This window comes from Pseudomonas sp. GL_091 (assembly GCF_057837725.1).
The window spans coordinates 1,053,257-1,077,144 of record NZ_CM174451.1; the positions used below are offsets into that span (position 1 = coordinate 1,053,257).

Below are 23,888 nucleotides of genomic sequence, written 5' to 3' on the forward strand. Positions count from 1 at the left end.
GACCATCGCGAGCATGCTCGCTCCTACAATGAATCCAGCAGCAGGCGGTTTCTGGATAGTTTGCGGGGCGTCATCTTTGTCATAGTCCTCGCCAAAGATAACGCCCCGTTGGTCGCAGTTTTCAACGCTTGTGCCAAGCTGAACGGGGTATTGAACCGCCGCGCATTCGAATGCCGGCCAGTCAAACCCAAGGAAGCCCACGCCATGAACCTCGCCCGTGCATCAAACGTCCGCAAAGAGTTCTACAAAGCCGTCTGGTTCTATTTCAAAGTGGTGTGGCCGATCTTCTCGATACTGCTGTTAGTGATCGTTGCGATTGGCCTCATCATCGCCCAGCTGGAAGGATGGAGCCCTGATGACGGTGTCTACTTTGCCTTCGTGACCGGGCTGACCATCGGCTATGGAGAGCTGGTGCCCAAGCTGGGCGTTTCGCGGGTGCTGGCGATCCTGCTGGGTTTCAACGGCGTGCTGATGACCGCGACATTCGCGGCGATCAGTGTCCGGGCAATTGAAGTGACCGTGACGGCGTCACGGCAGAAGGAAGTCGAGTAAGGGCGGCCGGTTATAAATGGCCGCAGCCTCCGGGGCTCAGTGCGAGTGCCGGTGATGGATGTCGGGAAAGTGCGGGTGACTGTGGACGATCGGTGAGTGTTGGTGAACATGGCTATGGGGTTGCACACCATCCCACTCAAAGGCATGTTCATGCTGATGATGCTCATCGTGGACGTGCTTGTGGTCGTGGATTTGCGGTTCGTGCTGATGCTCGTGTGAGTGACTCTCGGTCAGGTGAATCCAGACCCCAAGCCCCATCAGGCCGGCAGCGATCCAGAACACCCAGGTCACGGCTTCACCGAAAAACAGGATCGCTATCGCGGCTCCCAGGAACGGTGCCGTAGAAAAGTACGCCCCGGTCCGCGCCGTACCAAGCCCCCGCAACGCCAGGACGAACAGCACCAGACTAACGCCATACCCCAAAAAGCCCACCAGCAGGGTTGGCCCAAGAAGCGACCATTCTGGCAGGTGCATACCCAGCGCGATCCCTAGCGTGCAATTGACGGCCCCTGCCACCAGCCCTTTGGTGCCAGCAATAAACAACGCATCCGACGCAGACACCTTGCGGGTGAGGTTGTTATCAATGGCCCAACAAAAGCAGGCCACCGCCACCGCGACAGGCCCCAACCAGCCATGAACCTCTGCCGAAGTGCGAGGCCACGCCAACAACACGCCCCCGGCAACAATGGCCACCATCCCCGCAACAATGCGCCGGTCAGCGTTCTCCCGGAACACCACCCACGCCATCAGTGCGGTCAACACGGCTTCCAGGTTCAGCAACAGTGATGCGGTGGTGCCAGAGGTGAGGGTGAGTCCAAACATCAATGAAACCGGACCCAGTACGCCACCGAACACAATGGCCCCGATGAACCACGGCCACTCAGGGGCTGTCAGGCCTGTCGGCCGCCAGCCACGATCACGGATCAGGCGGGTCAGCGTCAGCCCGACGCCGCTGCCCAGGTAAAGCAGGCCGGCGAGGAGGATGGGGGATACGTTCAAGCCTAGCCACTTGGCCAAGGGCGTGCTGGCGCCGAACAAGGCAGCAGCGCCCAAGGCGTAGAGAATGCTTTTGGTCATTGTGGTTCCGGGGCTCAGGGAAGGCAGTCGTGAACAGGATACGCTCAGAACCCCCCTGTGGGAGCGGGCTTGCTCGCGAAGAGGCCAGCACATTCAACATCAATGTCGCCTGAACTGACGCCTTCGCGAGCAAGCCCGCTCCCACAGTTTTTTCAGCCAGCAGGCCAGGGGCAGTCGTCGGTGGTGATGACGTTGGCGCCCGAATCCGGGAGGTGAAAGGTGGTGTACACCACGCCCGGTGCGACCCGTTCGTTGATCTGAAGCATCTGAACCGGGATGCCAGGGGGCAGCGAAATGAATTTATAAAAGTGAGCGAAATTTGAAAGAGTAAATATTTTATTGCGTTATAGGCTTCAAGTTCAGCTGTTTGTAATGGGGCAATAACCTGTTCTGCGGCTGCTGTATGTAAATGCCTTGCGTATTTAAAATTACTCTGGAGATAAGTGGCGATGGACGTATCTGGCAGTCACGGCTTAAGGTTAATACCTATTGATACTGACCAAAAAACTGTGCATAAAAGCGATATTGATAACTTGGCGCGTAGTATAAAAACTGTACTGCAAAGCTCCTCGAAAATGGTTGTGGAGCTCAAGAGTCAGAAGCTTTCTGCTGATGAGAAAATAACTATCATGAGTAGTGCGAAAACTATTCATAAGAACTTGTCTAATTAAATGGTATTGGTCAATGCCTGGAAAAATCAATTGGGGCGGAGCTCTTATGAGCATGCAAGCTTTAAAGCAGACAAATTAAACTCATTGGTCAAAAAAATAGACTCAGCTATCGATAATCTGAAGCTCGCTAAAGATTCTTGTGTAAAAAGTGATCCATTTCTCGATGTGTTGCGTAAAGTAACAATTAAAGGAGAGGATAAAGGCCTTAAACTAGATCAAAATCATAAGGGGGAGTTTGGATGGGTGTTCGATGAGAACAAAGTGAAGCAGTAAAGTAATAAAATCGATATCGAATGCTTGGTGGTGGTTCCCGTGGCCACCAAGCTCTTCGAAATGGATAGCCCTATTACAATGTATTTATCAGGCATGAACATTTATGCCTTTTGCCTTCGGCGACAGTACCTCACTCCTGAGCCGATTCAAATTGACTAGCCTGAATCAAAGTACATGCAATCCCAGTGGGAGCGAGCAGGCTCGCTCCCACAGTTATTCAGCCCGAACTTCCAGGCCTAAGCCTCCCAACCCGCCCCAGTCACCGCCGCCTGCACCAGCGGGTGCAAGTCCGCCCCCTGGTGCTCCGTCTGCCAGGCCAGCAACTCCTTGCGCATGCTGGGCGCCCAGTACATCTGCATATGATTGCGCACGCTGAGCACCGCCTGTTGCTGGTCCGGCTGGCTGGCAAAGTACTGGGCGATCTGGTTGGCCATCTTGATCAGGTTGTCCGTGCTCATCGGCGCACCTCGGCTTTGGTCCCGCGTTCCTGGCGACGAGCGTCAAGCAGGCGCTGTTGTTCGTCGCTGAATTCCTGGAAGCGCTTCTGCCACTCCGAAGGGTGATAAACGCGGCTGACCTCCACGGCGGTGACCTTGTACTCCGGACAGTTGGTGGCCCAGTCGGAGTTGTCGGTGGTGATCACGTTAGCGCCCGATTCCGGGAAGTGGAAGGTGGTGTACACCACGCCCGGGGCGACCCGTTCGGTGATCCGCGCCCGCAGCACGGTCTGCCCGGCGCGGCTGCCGATGCCGACCCAGTCACCTTCGTTGATGCCACGGCTCTCGGCGTCGCTCGGGTGGATTTCCAGGCGGTCTTCGTCATGCCAGGCGACGTTGTCGGTGCGCCGGGTCTGGGCGCCGACGTTGTACTGGCTGAGGATGCGCCCGGTGGTCAGCAGCAGCGGATAGCGACTGTTGACCTTTTCCTCGGTGGGCACGTAGCCGGTGAGCATGAAGCGCCCCTTGCCACGCACGAATTCTTCGATGTGCATGGTCGGTGTGCCGTCCGGTGCCTCGGCGTTGCACGGCCATTGCAGGCTGCCGTGGCGGTCCAGTTCGGTGTAGCTGACGTTGGTGAAAGTCGGCGTCAGGCTGGCGATTTCATCCATGATTTGCGACGGATGTTTGTAATTCATTGGGTAGCCCAGGGCATTGGCCAGGGCCACGGTGCCTTCCCAGTCGGCCTTGCCGCCCAGCGGCTCCATGACCTTGCGCACCCGGGAGATGCGTCGCTCGGCGTTGGTGAAGGTGCCGTCTTTTTCCAGGAACGAGCAGCCCGGCAGGAACACGTGGGCGAACTTGGCGGTTTCGTTGAGGAAAATGTCCTGCACCACTATGCATTCCATGGCCGACAGAGCCGCAGTGACGTGCTGGGTATTGGGGTCGCTCTGGGCGATATCTTCGCCCTGGCAATACAGGCCCTTGAAGCTGCCGCCCAAGGCTGCCTCGAACATGTTGGGGATACGCAGGCCCGGGTCGGGTTGCAGGGTGACGTTCCAGGCCTGTTCGAACTGCGCTCGTACCACCTCGTTGGAGACGTGCCGGTAGCCGGGCAGTTCATGGGGGAAGGAACCCATGTCGCAGGAGCCCTGGACGTTGTTCTGCCCGCGTAGCGGGTTCACGCCCACGCCTTCGCGGCCGATGTTGCCGGTGGCCATGGCCAGGTTGGCAATGCCCATCACCGAAGTACTGCCCTGGCTGTGCTCGGTGACACCCAGGCCGTAGTAGATCGCCGCATTGCCACCGGTGGCATACAGGCGCGCAGCGGCACGGATGTCGGCAGCGGGTACACCGCAGACAGGGCCGAGGGCTTCCGGCGAGTTTTCCGCACGGCTGACGAACTCACTCCAGATCGCGAAATCGCTACCCTCGCAACGGGCGTCGATAAAGGCCTGGTTGAGCAGTCCTTCAGTGACAATCACATGAGCCAAGGCGTTGAGCATGGCGACGTTGGTACCGGGGCGCAGGGCCAGGTGATACTCGGCGCGGGCATGCACCGTATCCACCAGATCAATGCGTCGTGGGTCGATGACGATCAGCCGCGCGCCTTCACGCAGGCGGCGTTTGAGTTGGGAGGCGAACACCGGGTGGGCGTCGCTGGGGTTGGCACCCATCACCAGGATCACGTCGGCCTGCATCACCGAGTCGAAACTCTGGGTGCCGGCGGACTCGCCCAGGGTTTGTTTCAGGCCATAGCCGGTGGGCGAGTGGCAGACCCGCGCACAGGTGTCGACGTTGTTATTACCGAAGGCGGCCCGCACCAGTTTTTGCACCAGGTAGGTTTCTTCGTTGGTGCAACGGCTGGAGGTGATGCCACCAATGGAGTCGCGACCATATTTTTGCTGCAGCCGGCGGAATTCACTGGCGGCGTAGGTCACCGCTTCATCCCAGCTGACTTCCTGCCAGGGGTCGCTGATGTGCTTGCGGATCATCGGCTTGGTGATGCGATCCGGGTGGGTCGCATAGCCCCAGGCAAAGCGCCCTTTGACGCAGGAGTGGCCGTGGTTGGCCTGGCCGTTCTTGTCCGGAACCATGCGTACCAACTGGTCGCCTTTCATCTCGGCACGGAACGAACAGCCCACGCCACAATAGGCGCAAGTGGTGATCACACTGCGTTCGGGCTGCCCCAGTTCGACCACGCTTTTTTCCATCAGCGTCGCGGTAGGGCAGGCCTGCACACAGGCGCCACAGGACACGCATTCCGAGTCGAGGAAGTTATCCCCGCCAGCAGCCGCCACGCGGGATTCGAAGCCGCGCCCGGTAATGGTCAGGGCAAAGGTACCCTGGGTTTCTTCGCAGGCGCGCACGCAGCGGTTGCAGACGATGCACTTGCTCGGGTCGTAGTCGAAATAGGGGTTGGAGGTGTCTTTCACGTCCTCCAAATGGTTCTCGCCTTCATAGCCATAACGCACTTCCCGCAGGCCAACCTGGCCGGCCACGGTTTGTAGCTCGCAGTTGCCGTTGGCCGAGCAGGTCAGGCAGTCCAGCGGGTGGTCGGAGATGTACAGTTCCATGACGTTGCGCCGCAGCGTTGCGAGCTTGGGCGTCTGGGTGTGCACGCTCATGCCTTCGCTGACCGGCGTGGTGCAGGACGCCGGATAACCGCGTATGCCGTCGATCTCCACCAGGCACATGCGGCACGAGCCGAAGGCTTCCAGGCTGTCGGTGGCACAGAGTTTGGGGATGGTGGTGCCCAGCAACGCGGCGGCGCGCATCACCGAGGTGCCTTCGGGCACGCTGATGCTGCGGCCATCGATGTTCAGGGTGACTTGCACCTGGCTGTCGCGGGCCGGAGTACCCAGGTCAATGTCTGTTTTCGGGTCGAAGAGAGTGATCATTGTTCGGCCTCCGAGGCTTGCAGACCGAAGTCAGCGGGGAAGTGCTTGAGGGCGCTGGCCACGGGATAAGACGTCATGCCGCCCAACGCGCACAGCGAACCGTATTGCAGGGTGTCGCACAGGTCCTTGAGGATGATCACCTGCTCATCACGACTGATCTGGTCAGGCGCGGCCAGCAGGCGGTCGATCACCTCGACGCCGCGGGTCGAGCCGATGCGGCAGGGCGTGCATTTGCCACAGGATTCCTCGGCGCAGAACTGCATGGCGAAGCGCGCCATGCGGGCCATGTCCAGGGTGTCGTCAGCCACTACCACACCACCGTGACCGAGCATCGCGCCGATGGCCATAAAGGCTTCGTAATCCAGCGGCGTATCGAACTGCGAAGGCGGAACCCAGGCGCCGAGCGGGCCGCCGACCTGCGCAGCCTTCAGCGGCCGACCACTGGCGGTACCACCGCCGTAGTCTTCCACCAGCTCCCGCAGGGTCAGGCCAAAGGCCCGTTCCACCAGACCGCCGCGACGCACATTGCCCGCCAACTGGAAGGGCATGGTGCCCAAAGAACGGCCCATGCCGTAATCGCGATAGAACTGCGCACCCTTGGCCAGAATCAGCGGCACCGAGGCCAAAGTCAGCACGTTGTGCACCAGCGTCGGCAAGCCGAACAACCCCTTCAACGCCGGAATCGGCGGCTTGGCGCGGACGATCCCGCGCTTGCCTTCGAGGGAGTCCAGCAGCGCGGTTTCTTCACCGCAGATATAAGCACCGGCACCGACGCGCACTTCCATATCGAATGCCTGACCGCTGCCGCCGACATTGGCACCGAGGTAACCGGCATCTCGGGCGATGTTCAACGCTGCACGCAGCGTGGCCACGGCATCCGGATATTCCGAGCGCACATAGATGTAGCCGTAGCTGGCGCCGACGGTAATGCCGGCAATCGCCATGCCTTCGATCAGCAGGAAGGGGTCGCCTTCCATCAACATGCGGTCGGCAAAGGTGCCGGAGTCGCCTTCGTCGGCGTTGCACACGATATATTTCTGCGCCGCCTGAGTGCCGCGCACCGTGCGCCACTTGATACCGGCGGGGAACGCTGCGCCGCCACGGCCACGCAGGCCTGAATCGAACACCGCCGTCGCGGTCTGCTCGCCGCCAATGGCGATGGCCTGGGTCAAACCCTCGAAACCGCCGTGGGCCCGGTAATCCTCCAGGGACAGCGGCCGGGTGATGCCGGCACGGGCGAACAGCAGGCGCTGCTGAGTCTTCAGATAAGGCAGTTCTTCCACCAGCCCCAAGGCCAGCGGATGAGCGGATGGCTCGCCTTGCAGGGCATCAAGCACCGACGGCACATCCGCAGCAGTCAACGGCCCAAAGCCAATACGGCCTTTCGGGCTGTCCACCTCCAGCAACGGTTCCAGCCAATACAGACCACGCGAACTGGTGCGCTGCAACTCCAGCGGCAGATTGCGTTCCCGGGCCTGAGTGATCAGGGCCACTGCCACCTCATCGGCACCCACGGCACGGGCAAGGGAATCACAAGGCAGATAAAGAGTCGGCATCACGCGTCCTCCCGGCAAGCGTCAAGCAGGGCATCCAGACGCTCGGCACTGAGCCGCGCATGCACCCGGCCATCCAGCTCCAGGGCCGGCGAACAGGCGCACGCGCCAAGGCAATACACCGGGCGCAAACTGATGCTGCCGTCGGCGCTGCTGCCGTGATCGTCCAGTTGCAGACGCTCGCGCAACTGCGCGGCAAGCTGCTCGGCACCGCGGCTCTGGCAGGACTCGGCCCGGCACAGCCGAAGGATATGCCGCGCGGGCGGCGCGGTACGGAAGTCATGGTAAAAACTGATCACCCCACGAACCTCGGCCTGGCTCAGGTTGAGGGCATGGGCAATCTCGGGGACGGCGACATCGGGGATGTAACCGATGTGCTCCTGAATATCATGAAGAATGGGCAACAGCGCACCCGGGGTGCCCTTATGGCGCTCCAGCAGACTGTTGACCACAGGCAGGTGCAACATCTCATCAGGCATTCAGCAATCCTCACGGTCACGGACAAACCAGAAGGTCGTCGGTTGTCCGAAAGTGTCGGCTGCGGCATTCACACCACGTCACGGTATCGTGGCATCTACAGACCGTCGGCCAGGGCACCCTGAGCGGGCATCTTGTTGTGCCCGGCGCGGTCTTCGCCGCGCCGCTATAGGGGCATAAAAGCCAGATTGCCACGCGGCCCTTGAATCGGCCGCACCAGAGCGACGTGTTTGGTTCTGTCTACGACCTTGTATTGAGTCTAGAAGAATGAGGCGGGAGGCGCCGTGCCAGAGGGGAGGTTGCTGGAGTTATGCACAGCGGATTGCTTGTGGAGAAGGTGACGATCAAGCCCACCGAAAGCACTCGAAAGCCGGAAATCTCAAAACCGATTCCCCACAACCCCTGTAGAAGCTCGCTCGCGAAAAAACCGAGGCAACCACCGTTCCTGCTGGCGACGTTGACATCGTCATTAGGCTACGACAGCATTGATCCCAATCGCGCCCGATCCTCTGGTGCTGGCTCAGTCCGGCATTACGTTCGGGCCTTCTTGTTTTTGGAACATGGAAGTTGCCTAAGCCAGCCCCTCCGAAGCCTTTCCTAAAGAAATCCCCGGGGCTAATCACAAATCCCACTAAACACACAACCCCCTGTGGGTGCGAGCCTGCTCGCGAAAGCGCCAGCCCAACCAGCACCAATACTGAAGGTGTACCGAAATCACAAACCACTCACCCACTCAGGCCAAATAATGCCTGTCAGCTCACCGCAATCCCTGTGGGAGCGGGCTTGCCCGCGAAAGCGCCAGCCCAGCCAACATAAATGCTGAATCAGCTGCCACCATCACAAGCCACCCACACCCCACAGGCCTCAACCACTAAGTTTCAGCCGTCGCCCCCGCCCGCTTGGATACCGGCGCACAAGTCCGATCCCGCGTCAGCACCTTCACCGCATCATCCACCAACGCCTTACTCATCGAAGTCAGATAATGTGCCACCCAGGCATGACGGTCAGTGTCCCTGGCATAAGCAGCATCTTCAGTGAGTGTCTTAGCCAGGAACAGAAAATCGGAAGCCATGGATAACGCATCGCCGAGAGGAACCCCGCGAGTGACATGAAACAGCGCTTGATCCGCACAGTAAATGGCGGGCGTCAGGCCGATGGTTTTGAGTTCGGATTGTTCAGTCATTGCCCACCTCCGAGGATGGAGAGGCAATGGGGGAGGGTGTTACGCGATTGGGAATTGCGTAGAGGGAAAAGCCAAATTTCAAACGGATTGATACTGCGCATTATCCAACTCCTTGATATGAGGCGCTGCCACGTTCGTTACCACACGAATGGGTGACAGCTGTGCGCAGGGTGGTAAACCGGGAATCAAGATCGGCATAGGGGACGGCCTTGCCGTTCCCCTGCCACACCACCCGGCATGCGGGTCCGCACCGGGCGGTTCGAGAGATTGAGGTCAGGACAGACGCGGCAATCCCAGGCGGTCAAACCAAGCCAGATTCAGCACCCGATTCAACCCAAGACAGCTAGTACGCCACCAGCGGCGGGTGTTTCCCACTGCTCTTTGTGCATCATCCCTATTGGCGCCCAGCGCCTGCAGCTTTGTGAAAGCCGTCGTTCCGCGTTTCCATTGTTTCAGTTGAATAGCCCTTAGTCGGTGCCGTATCCATTCCTCCAGCAAACGCAGGATTTTCGGAGTTTGCGACAGACTGAAGTACGCTTTCCAACCCAACAGATACCGGCGAAGGTCATCGACAACCCGCTGCATACTGCGGCCGCAGTTGCGCCGGGTAAGCTGGCGGATTCGCTGCTTGAACTGCTTCTGTGCTTTGTATGAAACCGCGCGCCTGACTTCGCCTCTTCTGGACCAGAACTCGTAGCCCAGAAACTTGCGGCCAAACGCACTCGCCACTGCACTTTTGCTCTCGTTGACGCTCAAGTGCAGCTTTTCATACAGGCGCCGGAGTAATGCCATTACTCGCTCGCCTGCCTTTTGGCTGCAAACATAAACGTTCGCATCGTCGGCATAGCGCACAAAGCAATGCCCTCGGCGTTCGAGCTCACGATCCACTTCGTCCAGCAGCACGTTCGCCAATAAGGGCGATAACGGGCCGCCTTGCGGCGCCCCGCAACGGCGCTTTTCAACCGCGCCATCCTTCATCGTTCCGGCGTCCAGATAAGCCCGGATCAGCCGGATAACCGGCTGCTCTGCAATCCGTTTGCTTAAACGATCAATCAGAATGTCGTGATCGATTCGATCAAAGAACTTTTCAAGATCCACATCCACCACGATTTGCCGGCCCGAGGATACATAGTGCTGTGCCGCGAGAATCGCGCTGTGAGCATTACGACCCGGACGAAAACCGTAGCTGTGTTCACTGAAGGTAGGATCAAGTAGAGGCTGCAAAACTTGCAGTAGTGCTTGCTGGATAAGGCGGTCGGTGACCGTCGGGATACCCAGCTCGCGTTCGCCGCCGTCGGGTTTTGGGATGACCACTTGGCGTACCGGGCTGGGCCGATACGCCCCTGACAACAATTGTTGGCGAATCCCAGCCCACTCTGTCAGCAAATGTTGAGCTGTCTGATCAATGTCCAGACCGTCGACACCCGCTGCACCTTTATTGGCTTTGACTCGCTTCCACGCTTGTTGCAGGTTTTCTCTCGCAAAGGCGCATTGCAGCAACCCTTGCCCTGCGCTTTCGGTATCACCTTGCGGGCAACATGCCTCGTCGCTGACAGGGAGATTCACGGCTTCACCGCTCTTTCTCCGCATCCGCCCCGCGTTTGGCAGGCATCTGACTTCCGGTCGTGTCGCATCAAGGTGGCCTACTACGCTCTCTCTCGTTCGGCCCTTCGTCTTAAAAAAAAAGACTACTACGGCCTCTGCTGACTTCTCGCTCCGGCTTGCGCCGTCGCCCTTTCAGGCGCTAGGCGAGATCTCCCCAGGTAAGAACGCAATCCTTCACCGCACAACTGCCGAATCTACGTCGTCGCCCTTTTGACCACTAGAGCTTCGCGGTTATTCGCCCGCTCGCCCTGGCCGACTTCGCCTCATATTCGATTTTTGTACATCAGCTCGCGGCTTCGCTCCACGCTTCCTCCCCACACTCGGTCACCCTCATGCAGTTGCGCTTCACTTCGTTTGCTGTGGTCAACTTACGGTGGGACTTGCACCCACAAGATTGCGCCCATGCTGGGCGCACGAAACCGGCACGCCCGAGGGCGTCCCACGCACAGCCGCCATAACTCACGCCGCAGGCATAAAAAAAGCGCCTGATGACGTGATTGGGGCGCTGTTGCGCCTTGAATAACTCGGGTTACCACACCCGGTCGCTGAATTGGCAGCGACGGTGGGAGGGTATCGTGCAGATCGTTTTGCTGCAACCTTCGAGAGCGCTGGGTGATTAGGTGGTAAGTCTTTGGGATATCCACGTGATGACGGCGCGGCGGGGCTCTGGAAAAAGGGCAATGCCATCTGTCCGCGGGTTACATATTTGCGCTTCGGGTCGTTGCGGAATTACCTCATAATCGCGCGCTCCTACCGTTCTGCTTATCGACTAATCTGTAGTCGCTGCCACCAGACCTCAAACAGCCAAGGAGAAAGGCAATGCCAGATAGCTGGAATCAGCGTCAATCGAGTGCATCCACCAAGCATGCCCTCGAACGCCTGCCGGCCACATCTGATTTGCCTGTGACCCTATGAGTCAAGCTGCCTACGTCAATCCAAGCCTGCTCACCTGGTCTCGGGAGCGCGCAGGTCTCTCCACTGAGCAGGTTGCTAAAAAGCTGCCAGTGAAACCTGATCGAGTTCAGGAGTGGGAGGCTGGCGAGGCCAAGCCAACATTCCTTCAGGCTCAAAAGTGGGCGAGTGTCGCTCACATCCCTTTCGGATTCCTGTTTCTACAGCAGCCTCCCGTCGAGCAACTGCCTTTACCTGATCTGCGGACAGTGGGAGGGATTGCTCCTCAACGTCCCACTTTGGAACTGTTGGATACCGTAAGGGATGCCATACGTAAGCAGGACTGGTACCTGGAGTATCTGCAACACCAGGAGCATCAACCGCTGGCATTTGTAGGTCGTTTCAGTAGTCGATCTCAAGTCAGAGAGGTGGTGGACGATATCCGCCGGGTGCTCGGCGTGAACCCTGACATTGCTCGATTGGATTACGAAAAATACAGCCGCGCCTTGATCGAGGCAGCGGAAACGGCTGGCATTTTGGTTATGCGCAGTGGAATTGCTTTGGGGAATACTCACCGCAAACTTGAAGTGAGCGAGTTTCGGGGTTTTGCCATCAGCAATGCCTACGCCCCCGTTGTATTTATCAACAGTTCCGACGCACCGACCGCTAGGCTGTTCACTTTACTTCACGAGCTGGCCCATATCTGGATTGGTAGCAGTGGAGTGTCTGACGGAAGTACCGCAAACGGTCGAGACGAGGAACGTTTTTGCAACGCTGTTGCAGGTGAATTTCTGGCTCCCGAAGCACAATTTCGCGCCCTGTGGAACGCAGATGTTAACTGGGAAGACAATTTAGCTCCGCTAGCCACTCGGTTTCACATCAGTAAATTAGCCATCGGTCGCCGCGCATTGGATCTTGGTTATATAAGCCAAGCGTATTACAGCGCTTACTATCGAATGATCCTCAAGGCTTTCCAGGATGAGAAAGGTGGGGCGGGTGACTATTACCGTAACGCCACCGCGAAAAACAGCCCTCGCCTAAGCAAAGCAGTGCTGACTGAAGCAATGAGTGGCCGGATGCTGCTACGCGAGGCGGGACACTTGCTCGGCGTGCAACCTGCCAAATTAAGGACTCTCGCCAGCAAGATTACGGAATGAATCATTTACTCGACGCTAACACGCTGATCGAAGCGAAGAACCGTTACTACGGGATGGCTATCTGTCCTGGATTCTGGCAATGGTTGTTGCTGAAAAATAAAGCACTGGCTTTAGCCAGTATTGCACCGGTACTGGATGAACTAACAAAAGGGCATGACGATCTGGCGGGTTGGGCGAAGGACAATTCCGATTTCTTTCACTCCACCACCGATCAGGATACGCAACTGGCGTTCGCGCAAATTGCGGGGCTTGTGGCTGGCCAAGCGCCTAAGATGAAAATAGGTGCTATGGAGGAGTTCTTAGCGGGTGCTGACCCTTGGTTAATTGCGAAAGCGATGACTGCAGGGGCCACAGTCGTTACTCATGAGGTACTGAATCGCGACGCTAAACGAAAATTCATCATTCCCAATATTTGTCAGGAGCTCAATGTTCCTTTTTTGAATACGTTTGAGTTGTTGCATAGGCTTGAGGCAAGGTTTGTGTTGCCTGCTTGAAATAAACTACTTGCTCAAATCGTTCGGGGCTTGGAATTTTTAGAGGAGTTAGTGGAAATAGATCTGACCATTTTTCTTCGCTTTTTCTCTGTTTCATTTTTCTCCATACATCGCATATGAGAGGGGGCGGTTCGATAAGTAGCTAGGGATTTTTATGTTTTATTCAGTTGTCCATTACTTTGGTTTATGCAGTATGTGGATAGTCGGAAGTTAATGGGAGCTCTTGCTCTAGTCCGCTCCTTCTACGGGAACTTGGAACAGCGCGTAATTTAAGGACATGTCATGACAGGGACAGCCGATTTGACCTTCCCCAGCTGCAGCAGAAAGTGGCTCAAGCGGATATTTCAGTACTGGTCACCCATCAGCGTTTTAATGATCTTTCTCAGTACTGGCTTTGGGATGCTCAGTCTGTACATTTACACGCTGGCGATCGGCCGTGTAGACATATTCATGTCGACGCTGGACTCGAAATCAGCGTTGCTTGTGTGGATGATCTGCGTAGTGTTCATCATGGTGTTGCAGCTCTGCGTATTGATGACTTGTTCTTGGTTGTTCGCCTCATCGATCTCATTGGTATCTCGGCATCGTCGCAGGACCAGAGTCGTCGGGCTGTGGCTGGTGGTGCCGGTGGTGGTCGGGCTTACCGCTTTCGTCCTGCTTGTGTTTTATTTCAGTGGTCATGTGAACACTGGCGAAGCAATAGCTATCGTGGCGCTAGTCATCGTGGTTACGTTTCTTGGCGTATCGAGAATCCCCACGCTACGGGTACTCATCGCGGCAGGTGCTCCCTTGGGCGCGCGCAGGAAAATATATGTGCCCATCGCAGTCATGCTGGTATTGACGGTGATCTCCGGATCACTTCCCCTCTTACTTATTCTTAACAGCTATGTGGGGCAAGACAATCAGGCTGCAGTAAATTTCGTTGCCGTGTTTTCTATTTGTACTTTGGCACTGAGTCTGGTTCCGGCATTGTTATTTTATTTGCTCAAAGGCGATATTTATCGGAGGGTATTCATCGCCGGGCTGTGCATCCTTGCACTCTTCATGGCATATCTGCTGGCCTCCCGCGGGGCGATGTCGAGCATTACCTACGTCGTGGCCGGGAAGTTGGAAATACGCCAGATGCAGACCACAAGCTTCATTCTCGACGAGCAGGTGAGGCTTGGCGATATAGACTCCCTGCAATGGCATACCAGACTACGTCCCGACACCAGGGTGCAAGTTGAGGCGTATCAGCTGTTTACTTTCGGTGACCTATTGCTGATGTGCCCCACAGCCCTGCGAGGCACATCGCTTCATCGCCTGCCCGTATACACAAAACTATGCCTGATCACGAGCAACAGCAAGGTCAGCCGTATGCCTCCACGGTTGCACTTGGCTATTGGCAGGTCTGCAAAAGACGTATGGACTGAAGCTGTTCGTCGTATGGTTGAATGGCCGCGGGTGCGTGTCCATCTTCTACCTGCTTTGCAACTTACACGTTGATGCAGGATTTGCGCCGCGGCTTGAATGAACAACAAAAAGGGGCGGATTTATTATCATTTTTTAATCGTCCGCCTTCATTCACTGAATGTCCTTCAAATAATCCTTGAGCGCAACGAGCGGTGCATCAATCTGCGCCATCGTCTGGATACCGGCAAATTCACCCGCCAACCTCCGCAACTCCCGCCCCAACGGCTTATCCACACCGCCAATGGCCTCCAGCGCCAACCCCACACACTCATCCACCTTCAACTGAATCGCCTCAACATCCCCCTGCCGCACCAGCAACTCAAACACATCCCGCTGGTAGTCACCCATGACCAAATCATCCCGCAAAATCGGGCTTGAATCTTCCGATTCATAAGCCAGTTTGAGGGAGAAGAGGGCAACGCTTTCCAGCTGCAATTCCATGGAGAGAATCCTTGTGAAATGTTCTGCCGTTGTGGGCTGCATGGAAGAGCAGGATCAAAAGATCGCAGCCTTCGGCAGCTCCTACACAGGACGGTGGGGTGTCAGGTGCTTTTCTGCAGGCGAAAAAAAAAGGCCTTGCAAAGCAAGACCTTTCTTAATTTTGGTGCCCGAGGGGGACTCGAAGAATAGGTTAAGCATTTGATTAATATCTATAAAAGCACATGTACACTTTTTAATATACGGAAAAGTGTAAATTTGAGTGATTTATATCAATGGAACTTGGTGGATTGAAGATTCCAGATTTCGCCTTTCTGATTTCCGACGAGATGCATGTTGTGTGAGTCATTGCTGTCAACAAAGCAATTGGGTTCGGTGGAGTCTGGCCTGCCGCTATAGGCAACTGTCGACCCAAACATGTCAGTCATGACAGGCAGAAAACGACCGAGGCTGTGTAAAAACGGTTTAGAGCAGGTTTGACAGTCAGAACCAGAACGAAAATCGCGTTCCTACACAAATTTCAGGTCCGCTGATACACCAATCATTGGCAGATTTTACGTAGCGACACAGACTTCAAGACAGTGTCTGCGTTTTTACACAGCCTGGACCCAAAGCTGACGGTAGTGACAGGCAGAAGTCGGCTAGGAGCAGTCACTCAGCGCGCTTGCAAAATGGAGGAGGATTCAGTTTCCCATTCAACTGACCTTGCTGCGATACCAGACGGCAGTAGGTTCGTTATCAGCTTGGGATTTTCGTATTTCGAACTGCCGTGATTCGTGCAGCGCATGCCTCCAGCTGCTGCAACCGTAGCGCTTGGGCGTCTGCTCTGGATAGGTACCACCAATCCAGCGGATCGCTGCTTCTAGTCGAGTCCAGCCACCTTCGGCAAGCTTGGTTTCTGCTTCACGTAAACAACGGCATATCCCACTGCCAGGCCAATAGATTGAACCGTCCTCCCTGATACCGTCGATGAGCGCGTCTTCAAATGTTTGGCTCTGTATAAACGAAGCCATTTTAGCTCGTGCCTCAATCATGGTTTTGGCCCAACATTGCAGATTCAGACAATGCCGATTGATGGTTTCGTAGCTTTCCTCCAGAAAACCATCCGCCGCCTGGCAGCCTGATTCAGACCAGAGATCGAAACGCTCAATGAAGTGGTGAACCAGTTTATTGCGCAGGTCAACCAGCTCCTTGAGGGCGGCCTTCGTTGCCTCATAGTGCTCGGCTGGCATTTCCAACTGGTGTCGATAGCTGAACCAGATCTGGTCACCGGAATCGGCTTCCGTCTGTGACTCTTCTTCATTTGGGGGCGGCGGGGACAGAAAGCTTTCAGTCAACATCCCCATCAACGTGCCCATCGTCTTGTTCTGGGCACGTGCGACCTTCTGCTCACGGATGATAGGCAGCCGATCCGCAGGACCGCTCAGCTCACCATGCGCGACAATGGCTTTCAGCTGCCGTTCGTATTGTTGCAAGCGCAACAGACAGCGTCCGAGTTTGCGCTGCACTATATGTTGAATAGCAGGTACATCATCCGAGGGCATGGTAGTGACGTCCTCCATGATTAACGACTCAGGCATAAGTGGTAGGGCTGGAGCGATTCACTGCAATACTCTCGCCCTGCTAGGAGCACGAGCAACGCGTAAATCGGACGCTTTTCAAGCTCAGTGTAGGTTGAGTCAATCCGCTCGGACTTTTTCAACAGAATCGGTCGACAGCTGCCGCTGGCGAGTGACAGCTATGGGGCGAGGCTGTGTAAAAACATTTTACGTTTCTGCGCTATGCGGAATGTAACTGATTGAAACAACAGTGCTTTTTAAAGATTGATGGTAGGAAAAAATCAAAAGGTATTTGTAAAAATTTTGTACAGACCTTGGAAGTTTTCATAGTGGCAACCTAGGCTCTTTGGTAAGGGAAAAGAATTTCTAGGCAGGGGTTGACCACGTATTTTAATGCTGTATTATTTGCCTCCCGCTAACGAGCAGTTTGATGCTGGTTTTGGCTTAAGTGGTTGATTTTATTATTAAAATCAGAAGCTTTTAAGGGTGCTGCTTAAAGGGGTTTGCTATAGAATGCACGCCTCGGTTGAGACGAAAGATCTTAACCAACCGCTCTTTAACAACTGAATCAAGCAATTCGTGTGGGTGCTTGTGGGGTCAGACTGCTAGTCAACAGATTATCAGCATCACAAGTTACTCCGCGAGAAATCAAAGATGTAACCAACGATTGCTGAGCCAAGTTTAGGGTTTTCTCAAAACCCAAAGATGTTTGAACTGAAGAGTTTGATCATGGCTCAGATTGAACGCTGGCGGCAGGCCTAACACATGCAAGTCGAGCGGATGACAGGAGCTTGCTCCTGAATTCAGCGGCGGACGGGTGAGTAATGCCTAGGAATCTGCCTGGTAGTGGGGGACAACGTTTCGAAAGGAACGCTAATACCGCATACGTCCTACGGGAGAAAGCAGGGGACCTTCGGGCCTTGCGCTATCAGATGAGCCTAGGTCGGATTAGCTAGTTGGTGAGGTAATGGCTCACCAAGGCGACGATCCGTAACTGGTCTGAGAGGATGATCAGTCACACTGGAACTGAGACACGGTCCAGACTCCTACGGGAGGCAGCAGTGGGGAATATTGGACAATGGGCGAAAGCCTGATCCAGCCATGCCGCGTGTGTGAAGAAGGTCTTCGGATTGTAAAGCACTTTAAGTTGGGAGGAAGGGCATTAACCTAATACGTTAGTGTTTTGACGTTACCGACAGAATAAGCACCGGCTAACTCTGTGCCAGCAGCCGCGGTAATACAGAGGGTGCAAGCGTTAATCGGAATTACTGGGCGTAAAGCGCGCGTAGGTGGTTCGTTAAGTTGGATGTGAAAGCCCCGGGCTCAACCTGGGAACTGCATTCAAAACTGACGAGCTAGAGTATGGTAGAGGGTGGTGGAATTTCCTGTGTAGCGGTGAAATGCGTAGATATAGGAAGGAACACCAGTGGCGAAGGCGACCACCTGGACTGATACTGACACTGAGGTGCGAAAGCGTGGGGAGCAAACAGGATTAGATACCCTGGTAGTCCACGCCGTAAACGATGTCAACTAGCCGTTGGGAGCCTTGAGCTCTTAGTGGCGCAGCTAACGCATTAAGTTGACCGCCTGGGGAGTACGGCCGCAAGGTTAAAACTCAAATGAATTGACGGGGGCCCGCACAAGCGGTGGAGCATGTGGTTTAATTCGAAGCAACGCGAAGAACCTTACCAGGCCTTGACATCCAATGAACTTTCCAGAGATGGATTGGTGCCTTCGGGAACATTGAGACAGGTGCTGCATGGCTGTCGTCAGCTCGTGTCGTGAGATGTTGGGTTAAGTCCCGTAACGAGCGCAACCCTTGTCCTTAGTTACCAGCACGTAATGGTGGGCACTCTAAGGAGACTGCCGGTGACAAACCGGAGGAAGGTGGGGATGACGTCAAGTCATCATGGCCCTTACGGCCTGGGCTACACACGTGCTACAATGGTCGGTACAGAGGGTTGCCAAGCCGCGAGGTGGAGCTAATCCCACAAAACCGATCGTAGTCCGGATCGCAGTCTGCAACTCGACTGCGTGAAGTCGGAATCGCTAGTAATCGCGAATCAGAATGTCGCGGTGAATACGTTCCCGGGCCTTGTACACACCGCCCGTCACACCATGGGAGTGGGTTGCACCAGAAGTAGCTAGTCTAACCTTCGGGAGGACGGTTACCACGGTGTGATTCATGACTGGGGTGAAGTCGTAACAAGGTAGCCGTAGGGGAACCTGCGGCTGGATCACCTCCTTAATCGACGACTCAGCTGCTCCATAAGTTCCCACACGAATTGCTTGATTCATTGAAGAAGACGAGAGGCCAGCCTTTAAGGTGGTCTGCTTCGTTAGAGTTTAGAAATGAGTATTCCAGCGTGAATATTGATTTCTAGTCTTTGACTAGTTCGTTCTTTAAAAATTTGGGTATGTGATAGAAAGATAGACTGAACGTTACTTTCACTGGTAACGGATCAGGCTAAGGTAAAATTTGTGAGTTGCTCGTTATGAGCAAGAATCGAATTTTCGGCGAATGTCGTCTTCACAGTATAACCAGATTGCTTGGGGTTATATGGTCAAGTGAAGAAGCGCATACGGTGGATGCCTTGGCAGTCAGAGGCGATGAAAGACGTGGTAGCCTGCGAAAAGCTTCGGGGAGTCGGCAAACAGACTTTGATCCGGAGATGTCTGAATGGGGGAACCCAGCCATCATAAGATGGTTATCTTGTACTGAATACATAGGTGCAAGAGGCGAACCAGGGGAACTGAAACATCTAAGTACCCTGAGGAAAAGAAATCAACCGAGATTCCCTTAGTAGTGGCGAGCGAACGGGGACCAGCCCTTAAGTGGCTTTGAGATTAGCGGAACGCTCTGGAAAGTGCGGCCATAGTGGGTGATAGCCCTGTACGCGAAAATCTCTTGGTCATGAAATCGAGTAGGACGGAGCACGAGAAACTTTGTCTGAATATGGGGGGACCATCCTCCAAGGCTAAATACTACTGACTGACCGATAGTGAACTAGTACCGTGAGGGAAAGGCGAAAAGAACCCCGGAGAGGGGAGTGAAATAGATCCTGAAACCGTATGCGTACAAGCAGTGGGAGCCCACTTTGTTGGGTGACTGCGTACCTTTTGTATAATGGGTCAGCGACTTATTTTCAGTGGCGAGCTTAACCGAATAGGGGAGGCGTAGCGAAAGCGAGTCTTAATAGGGCGTCTAGTCGCTGGGAATAGACCCGAAACCGGGCGATCTATCCATGGGCAGGTTGAAGGTTGGGTAACACTAACTGGAGGACCGAACCGACTACCGTTGAAAAGTTAGCGGATGACCTGTGGATCGGAGTGAAAGGCTAATCAAGCTCGGAGATAGCTGGTTCTCCTCGAAAGCTATTTAGGTAGCGCCTCATGTATCACTGTAGGGGGTAGAGCACTGTTTCGGCTAGGGGGTCATCCCGACTTACCAAACCGATGCAAACTCCGAATACCTACAAGTGCCGAGCATGGGAGACACACGGCGGGTGCTAACGTCCGTCGTGAAAAGGGAAACAACCCAGACCGTCAGCTAAGGTCCCAAAGTTATGGTTAAGTGGGAAACGATGTGGGAAGGCTTAGACAGCTAGGAGGTTGGCTTAGAAGCAGCCACCCTTTAAAGAAAGCGTAATAGCTCACTAGTCGAGTCGGCCTGCGCGGAAGATGTAACGGGGCTCAAACCATACACCGAAGCTACGGGTATCACCTTCGGGTGATGCGGTAGAGGAGCGTTCTGTAAGCCTGTGAAGGTGAGTTGAGAAGCTTGCTGGAGGTATCAGAAGTGCGAATGCTGACATGAGTAACGACAATGGGTGTGAAAAACACCCACGCCGAAAGACCAAGGTTTCCTGCGCAACGTTAATCGACGCAGGGTTAGTCGGTCCCTAAGGCGAGGCTGAAAAGCGTAGTCGATGGAAAACAGGTTAATATTCCTGTACTTCTGGTTATTGCGATGGAGGGACGGAGAAGGCTAGGCCAGCTTGGCGTTGGTTGTCCAAGTTTAAGGTGGTAGGCTGAGATCTTAGGTAAATCCGGGATTTCAAGGCCGAGAGCTGATGACGAGTGTTCCTTTGGAACACGAAGTGGTTGATGCCATGCTTCCAAGAAAAGCTTCTAAGCTTCAGGTAACCAGGAACCGTACCCCAAACCGACACAGGTGGTTGGGTAGAGAATACCAAGGCGCTTGAGAGAACTCGGGTGAAGGAACTAGGCAAAATGGCACCGTAACTTCGGGAGAAGGTGCGCCGGTGAGGGTGAAGGACTTGCTCCGTAAGCCCACGCCGGTCGAAGATACCAGGCCGCTGCGACTGTTTATTAAAAACACAGCACTCTGCAAACACGAAAGTGGACGTATAGGGTGTGACGCCTGCCCGGTGCCGGAAGGTTAATTGATGGGGTTAGCTAACGCGAAGCTCTTGATCGAAGCCCCGGTAAACGGCGGCCGTAACTATAACGGTCCTAAGGTAGCGAAATTCCTTGTCGGGTAAGTTCCGACCTGCACGAATGGCGTAACGATGGCGGCGCTGTCTCCACCCGAGACTCAGTGAAATTGAAATCGCTGTGAAGATGCAGTGTATCCGCGGCTAGACGGAAAGACCCCGTGAACCTTTACTATAGCTTTGCACTGGACTTTGAATTTGCTTGTGTAGGATAGGTGGGAGGCTTTGAAGCGTGGACGCCAGTTCGCGTGGAGCCAACCTTGAAATACCACCCTGGCAACTTTGAGGTTCTAACTCAGGTCCGTTATCCGGATCGAGGACAGTGTATGGTGGGTAGTTTGACTGGGGCGGTCTCCTCCTAAAGAGTAACGGAGGAGTACGAAGGTGCGCTCAGACCGGTCGGAAATCGGTCGTAGAGTATAAAGGCAAAAGCGCGCTTGACTGCGAGACAGACACGTCGAGCAGGTACGAAAGTAGGTCTTAGTGATCCGGTGGTTCTGTATGGAAGGGCCATCGCTCAACGGATAAAAGGTACTCCGGGGATAACAGGCTGATACCGCCCAAGAGTTCATATCGACGGCGGTGTTTGGCACCTCGATGTCGGCTCATCACATCCTGGGGCTGAAGCCGGTCCCAAGGGTATGGCTGTTCGCCATTTAAAGTGGTACGCGAGCTGGGTTTAGAACGTCGTGAGACAGTTCGGTCCCTATCTGCCGTGGACGTTTGAGATTTGAGAGGGGCTGCTCCTAGTACGAGAGGACCGGAGTGGACGAACCTCTGGTGTTCCGGTTGTCACGCCAGTGGCATTGCCGGGTAGCTATGTTCGGAAAAGATAACCGCTGAAAGCATCTAAGCGGGAAACTTGCCTCAAGATGAGATCTCACTGGGACCTTGAGTCCCCTGAAGGGCCGTCGAAGACTACGACGTTGATAGGTTGGGTGTGTAAGCGCTGTGAGGCGTTGAGCTAACCAATACTAATTGCCCGTGAGGCTTGACCATATAACACCCAAGCAATTTGCGAACTCGAGAGAGGCCAGATTGCGGTGTGTGAAGACGAAAGAACCGAAAGTTCGAGAAACACACAAATCTATTACATACCCAATTTGCTGAAGCGAGGCCAACCGGCCACGACTCAGTACCCGAATTTCTTGACGACCATAGAGCGTTGGAACCACCTGATCCCATCCCGAACTCAGCAGTGAAACGATGCATCGCCGATGGTAGTGTGGGGTTTCCCCATGTGAGAGTAGGTCATCGTCAAGATTAAATTCCGAAACCCCTATCTGCATCTGCAGGTAGGGGTTTTGTTTGTCCTCGAAAAAAGCATCCTGAGACTGGTACGGAGGTTGACCGTCAACCACGTTAGAGTAGGTCCATGGTGACCATGGAATCAGCCATACGGTAGCCCATCGCTTTGTAACCCGCCTGGCGCTTATCCCACATCCTCAGCAGTGCGACATTACCCCCGTCAACGAAGTCGATCACTCGCACGTCGACCTTATCGGCATGCGATCGATGCAACCGTCCCGCATATTGCTGAAGGATTCCCTTCCATGAGATGGGCATTGCCAGCACCAGCGTGTCCAACGGCGGATGATCGAAGCCTTCACCTACTAGTTTTCCTGTTGCCAACAGCACTCGTGGAGCATCAGGGGGAAGGGACTCAAGCTCATGCATACGGGAAATGCGCTGTTTCTTAGGCACTCGCCCATGAAGCGTGAACAGGTTATGCACGCGCTGCTTCAATTCTAATTCAAGGGCATCCACATGTTCCGTCCGCTCCGTTAGCACTAGAATTTTTCTACCCTCGTTGTACGCCAGCTCAATCTCCGAGACGATTTTGGCTGTCCGCTCAGAGTCGTCGGCTAGACGCCGAAAAATGTCCTGAATCCCAAAGCCGTCGGGGACCACTATTGTTTTGGGCCCTGGCGCGCTTTTGTAAAGGGAGCGCGATGAGATTTCCAAAGCCGCCTTTGGGCATATAGTCCTGGTTTGGAAACAGTCGATCATAGGAGCTGAGCGCCAACTGCCGGGTGCGCTCACAGGCATGACTGATGATTGCGGCACCGAGGCGGCGCGCATCGCAGGCAGGAACATTACGCTCAAAGAAAATCCAGCCATGAGCCCCTTGGCCTGAGCGCGATATTTCCAGCGCCACCGGGACGTTCAGCTCATGGCATGACTGCACAAAAGCTTTGGAATCATCACGCCATTCGGCCTCATCGAAGTCGACCGCCAAAAAATAACAAGTGTCATCAGGGAGTAGGGGGTAGATACCAGCGACCACTTCGCCCGCCAGATGGCGATAGACCACCTCATCGGTCAGCGGAAGCAGCTGGCGGTTACCGCAGTCGCCACATTTAATTCGGGGCTTCTCACAAACGCCAGGCCTCCATTCGTTTGCGCAAGCGGGTGCGTATCCTGATTTGCCTGCCTTGCTTTCCCAGCGGACGGGATAAACGTCCGTCCTGCCACGAAACAAGCTTCGGAATAGGGCAAGCTTTCCTTCAGTATCGAGTTGCTGTGATGGCTCTGCTTGGACAATCGCTATTTTGACTGGCTCAGCAGGCGGGCGCCATTCGATGCCATGAGCATCCAGCAAGGCAACCAATCTTGCATTCTCAGCCCTTAGCTTCGCCACCAGACTAGTGTCTATCACCGCCTTCAGCCTCTACGTCTCAGGTGAAGCCTGTAGCCTCGAGCTACAACCCT

14 protein-coding genes, 3 rRNA genes and 1 pseudogene are annotated in these 23,888 nt (G+C 55.2%); 8 read left to right on the forward strand and 10 right to left on the reverse strand.

The window, feature by feature from the left end:
* Positions 1-204: 204 nt before the first annotated feature.
* Entirely contained in the window at positions 205-552 is a 348-nt protein-coding gene (locus AC3ITY_RS04775; RefSeq protein WP_489310775.1) for a potassium channel family protein, read from the forward strand.
* 36 nt (positions 553-588) lie between these two features.
* On the opposite strand, the gene AC3ITY_RS04780 is transcribed toward AC3ITY_RS04775, so the two are convergent.
* Positions 589-1,629: a DMT family transporter gene (locus AC3ITY_RS04780; RefSeq protein ID WP_489307904.1), complete on the reverse strand. Its 1,041-nt coding sequence runs from the start codon at positions 1,627-1,629 to the stop codon at positions 589-591.
* 671 nt (positions 1,630-2,300) lie between these two features.
* Between AC3ITY_RS04780 and AC3ITY_RS04785 the strand changes: the two genes are divergently transcribed.
* Entirely contained in the window at positions 2,301-2,573 is a 273-nt protein-coding gene (locus AC3ITY_RS04785; protein ID WP_489307906.1) for a hypothetical protein, read from the forward strand.
* Between the two features lie 236 nt (positions 2,574-2,809).
* On the opposite strand, the gene AC3ITY_RS04790 is transcribed toward AC3ITY_RS04785, so the two are convergent.
* The 6 genes from AC3ITY_RS04790 to ltrA all read right to left on the reverse strand — a co-directional run bounded on the left by AC3ITY_RS04790 (position 2,810) and on the right by ltrA (position 10,713).
* Positions 2,810-3,031 carry a formate dehydrogenase subunit delta gene (locus tag AC3ITY_RS04790; protein ID WP_046040259.1) on the reverse strand — a complete coding sequence of 74 codons (222 nt, stop codon included), beginning with the start codon at positions 3,029-3,031 and terminating at the stop codon, positions 2,810-2,812.
* The gene (fdhF, locus tag AC3ITY_RS04795) at positions 3,028-5,910 is read right to left on the reverse strand and encodes a formate dehydrogenase subunit alpha (RefSeq protein ID WP_489307908.1); all 2,883 of its coding nucleotides are present in this window, start codon (positions 5,908-5,910) and stop codon (positions 3,028-3,030) included. The genes AC3ITY_RS04790 and fdhF overlap by 4 nt, the downstream gene beginning before the upstream one ends.
* Positions 5,907-7,466, reverse strand: coding sequence for a formate dehydrogenase beta subunit (locus AC3ITY_RS04800; RefSeq protein WP_489307909.1), 1,560 nt, complete (start codon positions 7,464-7,466; stop codon positions 5,907-5,909). Before AC3ITY_RS04800 ends, fdhF begins: the two co-directional genes overlap by 4 nt.
* On the reverse strand, positions 7,466-7,942 hold the full coding sequence (locus AC3ITY_RS04805; RefSeq protein WP_477763283.1) for a formate dehydrogenase subunit gamma: 477 nt from the start codon (positions 7,940-7,942) through the stop codon (positions 7,466-7,468). Before AC3ITY_RS04805 ends, AC3ITY_RS04800 begins: the two co-directional genes overlap by 1 nt.
* A gap of 869 nt (positions 7,943-8,811) precedes the next feature.
* A complete protein-coding gene (locus AC3ITY_RS04810) occupies positions 8,812-9,123 on the reverse strand; it encodes a DUF3077 domain-containing protein (RefSeq protein WP_489307911.1) in 312 nt (103 codons plus the stop codon).
* A gap of 273 nt (positions 9,124-9,396) precedes the next feature.
* The gene (gene ltrA / locus AC3ITY_RS04815) at positions 9,397-10,713 is read right to left on the reverse strand and encodes a group II intron reverse transcriptase/maturase (RefSeq protein WP_489307912.1); all 1,317 of its coding nucleotides are present in this window, start codon (positions 10,711-10,713) and stop codon (positions 9,397-9,399) included.
* A 926-nt stretch (positions 10,714-11,639) separates the two neighbouring features.
* Between ltrA and AC3ITY_RS04820 the strand changes: the two genes are divergently transcribed.
* The 3 genes from AC3ITY_RS04820 (at position 11,640) to AC3ITY_RS04830 (ending at position 14,755) form a co-directional block, all read left to right on the forward strand.
* A complete protein-coding gene (locus tag AC3ITY_RS04820; RefSeq protein ID WP_489307913.1) occupies positions 11,640-12,776 on the forward strand; it encodes an ImmA/IrrE family metallo-endopeptidase in 1,137 nt (378 codons plus the stop codon).
* Positions 12,773-13,270 carry a DUF4411 family protein gene (locus AC3ITY_RS04825; RefSeq protein WP_489307914.1) on the forward strand — a complete coding sequence of 166 codons (498 nt, stop codon included), beginning with the start codon at positions 12,773-12,775 and terminating at the stop codon, positions 13,268-13,270. The genes AC3ITY_RS04820 and AC3ITY_RS04825 overlap by 4 nt, the downstream gene beginning before the upstream one ends.
* Before the next feature lie 282 nt (positions 13,271-13,552).
* Positions 13,553-14,755 (forward strand): hypothetical protein, encoded by a 1,203-nt coding sequence (locus AC3ITY_RS04830; RefSeq protein WP_489307915.1) that lies wholly within the window; start codon positions 13,553-13,555, stop codon positions 14,753-14,755.
* A 78-nt stretch (positions 14,756-14,833) separates the two neighbouring features.
* Here the strand turns inward: AC3ITY_RS04830 and AC3ITY_RS04835 are convergent, their stop codons facing one another.
* Together AC3ITY_RS04835 and AC3ITY_RS04840 are read right to left on the reverse strand one after the other, a co-directional pair.
* A complete protein-coding gene (locus tag AC3ITY_RS04835) occupies positions 14,834-15,163 on the reverse strand; it encodes a hypothetical protein (RefSeq protein WP_489307916.1) in 330 nt (109 codons plus the stop codon).
* A 692-nt stretch (positions 15,164-15,855) separates the two neighbouring features.
* A complete protein-coding gene (locus AC3ITY_RS04840; protein WP_489307917.1) occupies positions 15,856-16,722 on the reverse strand; it encodes an OST-HTH/LOTUS domain-containing protein in 867 nt (288 codons plus the stop codon).
* 708 nt (positions 16,723-17,430) lie between these two features.
* Between AC3ITY_RS04840 and AC3ITY_RS04845 the strand changes: the two genes are divergently transcribed.
* The 3 genes from AC3ITY_RS04845 to rrf all read left to right on the forward strand — a co-directional run bounded on the left by AC3ITY_RS04845 (position 17,431) and on the right by rrf (position 22,439).
* Positions 17,431-18,967: ribosomal RNA gene (locus AC3ITY_RS04845) — 16S ribosomal RNA — on the forward strand.
* A 314-nt stretch (positions 18,968-19,281) separates the two neighbouring features.
* Positions 19,282-22,175, forward strand: a 23S ribosomal RNA gene (locus tag AC3ITY_RS04850).
* 148 nt (positions 22,176-22,323) lie between these two features.
* Positions 22,324-22,439: ribosomal RNA gene (rrf, locus tag AC3ITY_RS04855) — 5S ribosomal RNA — on the forward strand.
* Together the 16S, 23S and 5S rRNA genes form the textbook arrangement of a ribosomal RNA operon.
* A 99-nt stretch (positions 22,440-22,538) precedes the next feature.
* Here the strand turns inward: rrf and AC3ITY_RS04860 are convergent.
* Positions 22,539-23,835, reverse strand: a pseudogene (locus AC3ITY_RS04860) (DEAD/DEAH box helicase).
* Positions 23,836-23,888: the final 53 nt, after the last annotated feature.

Coding starts and splice junctions, on each gene's coding strand:
- ltrA (WP_489307912.1), bottom strand. CDS start 10,713: ATGCGGAGAAAGAGCGGTGAAGCCGTGAATCTCCCTGTCAGCGACGAG.
- AC3ITY_RS04775 (WP_489310775.1), top strand. CDS start 205: ATGAACCTCGCCCGTGCATCAAACGTCCGCAAAGAGTTCTACAAAGCC.
- fdhF (WP_489307908.1), bottom strand. CDS start 5,910: ATGATCACTCTCTTCGACCCGAAAACAGACATTGACCTGGGTACTCCG.
- AC3ITY_RS04835 (WP_489307916.1), bottom strand. CDS start 15,163: ATGGAATTGCAGCTGGAAAGCGTTGCCCTCTTCTCCCTCAAACTGGCT.
- AC3ITY_RS04780 (WP_489307904.1), bottom strand. CDS start 1,629: ATGACCAAAAGCATTCTCTACGCCTTGGGCGCTGCTGCCTTGTTCGGC.
- AC3ITY_RS04820 (WP_489307913.1), top strand. CDS start 11,640: ATGAGTCAAGCTGCCTACGTCAATCCAAGCCTGCTCACCTGGTCTCGG.
- AC3ITY_RS04790 (WP_046040259.1), bottom strand. CDS start 3,031: ATGAGCACGGACAACCTGATCAAGATGGCCAACCAGATCGCCCAGTAC.
- AC3ITY_RS04785 (WP_489307906.1), top strand. CDS start 2,301: ATGGTATTGGTCAATGCCTGGAAAAATCAATTGGGGCGGAGCTCTTAT.
- AC3ITY_RS04830 (WP_489307915.1), top strand. CDS start 13,553: ATGACAGGGACAGCCGATTTGACCTTCCCCAGCTGCAGCAGAAAGTGG.
- AC3ITY_RS04825 (WP_489307914.1), top strand. CDS start 12,773: ATGAATCATTTACTCGACGCTAACACGCTGATCGAAGCGAAGAACCGT.
- AC3ITY_RS04810 (WP_489307911.1), bottom strand. CDS start 9,123: ATGACTGAACAATCCGAACTCAAAACCATCGGCCTGACGCCCGCCATT.
- AC3ITY_RS04805 (WP_477763283.1), bottom strand. CDS start 7,942: ATGCCTGATGAGATGTTGCACCTGCCTGTGGTCAACAGTCTGCTGGAG.
- AC3ITY_RS04800 (WP_489307909.1), bottom strand. CDS start 7,466: ATGCCGACTCTTTATCTGCCTTGTGATTCCCTTGCCCGTGCCGTGGGT.
- AC3ITY_RS04840 (WP_489307917.1), bottom strand. CDS start 16,722: ATGGAGGACGTCACTACCATGCCCTCGGATGATGTACCTGCTATTCAA.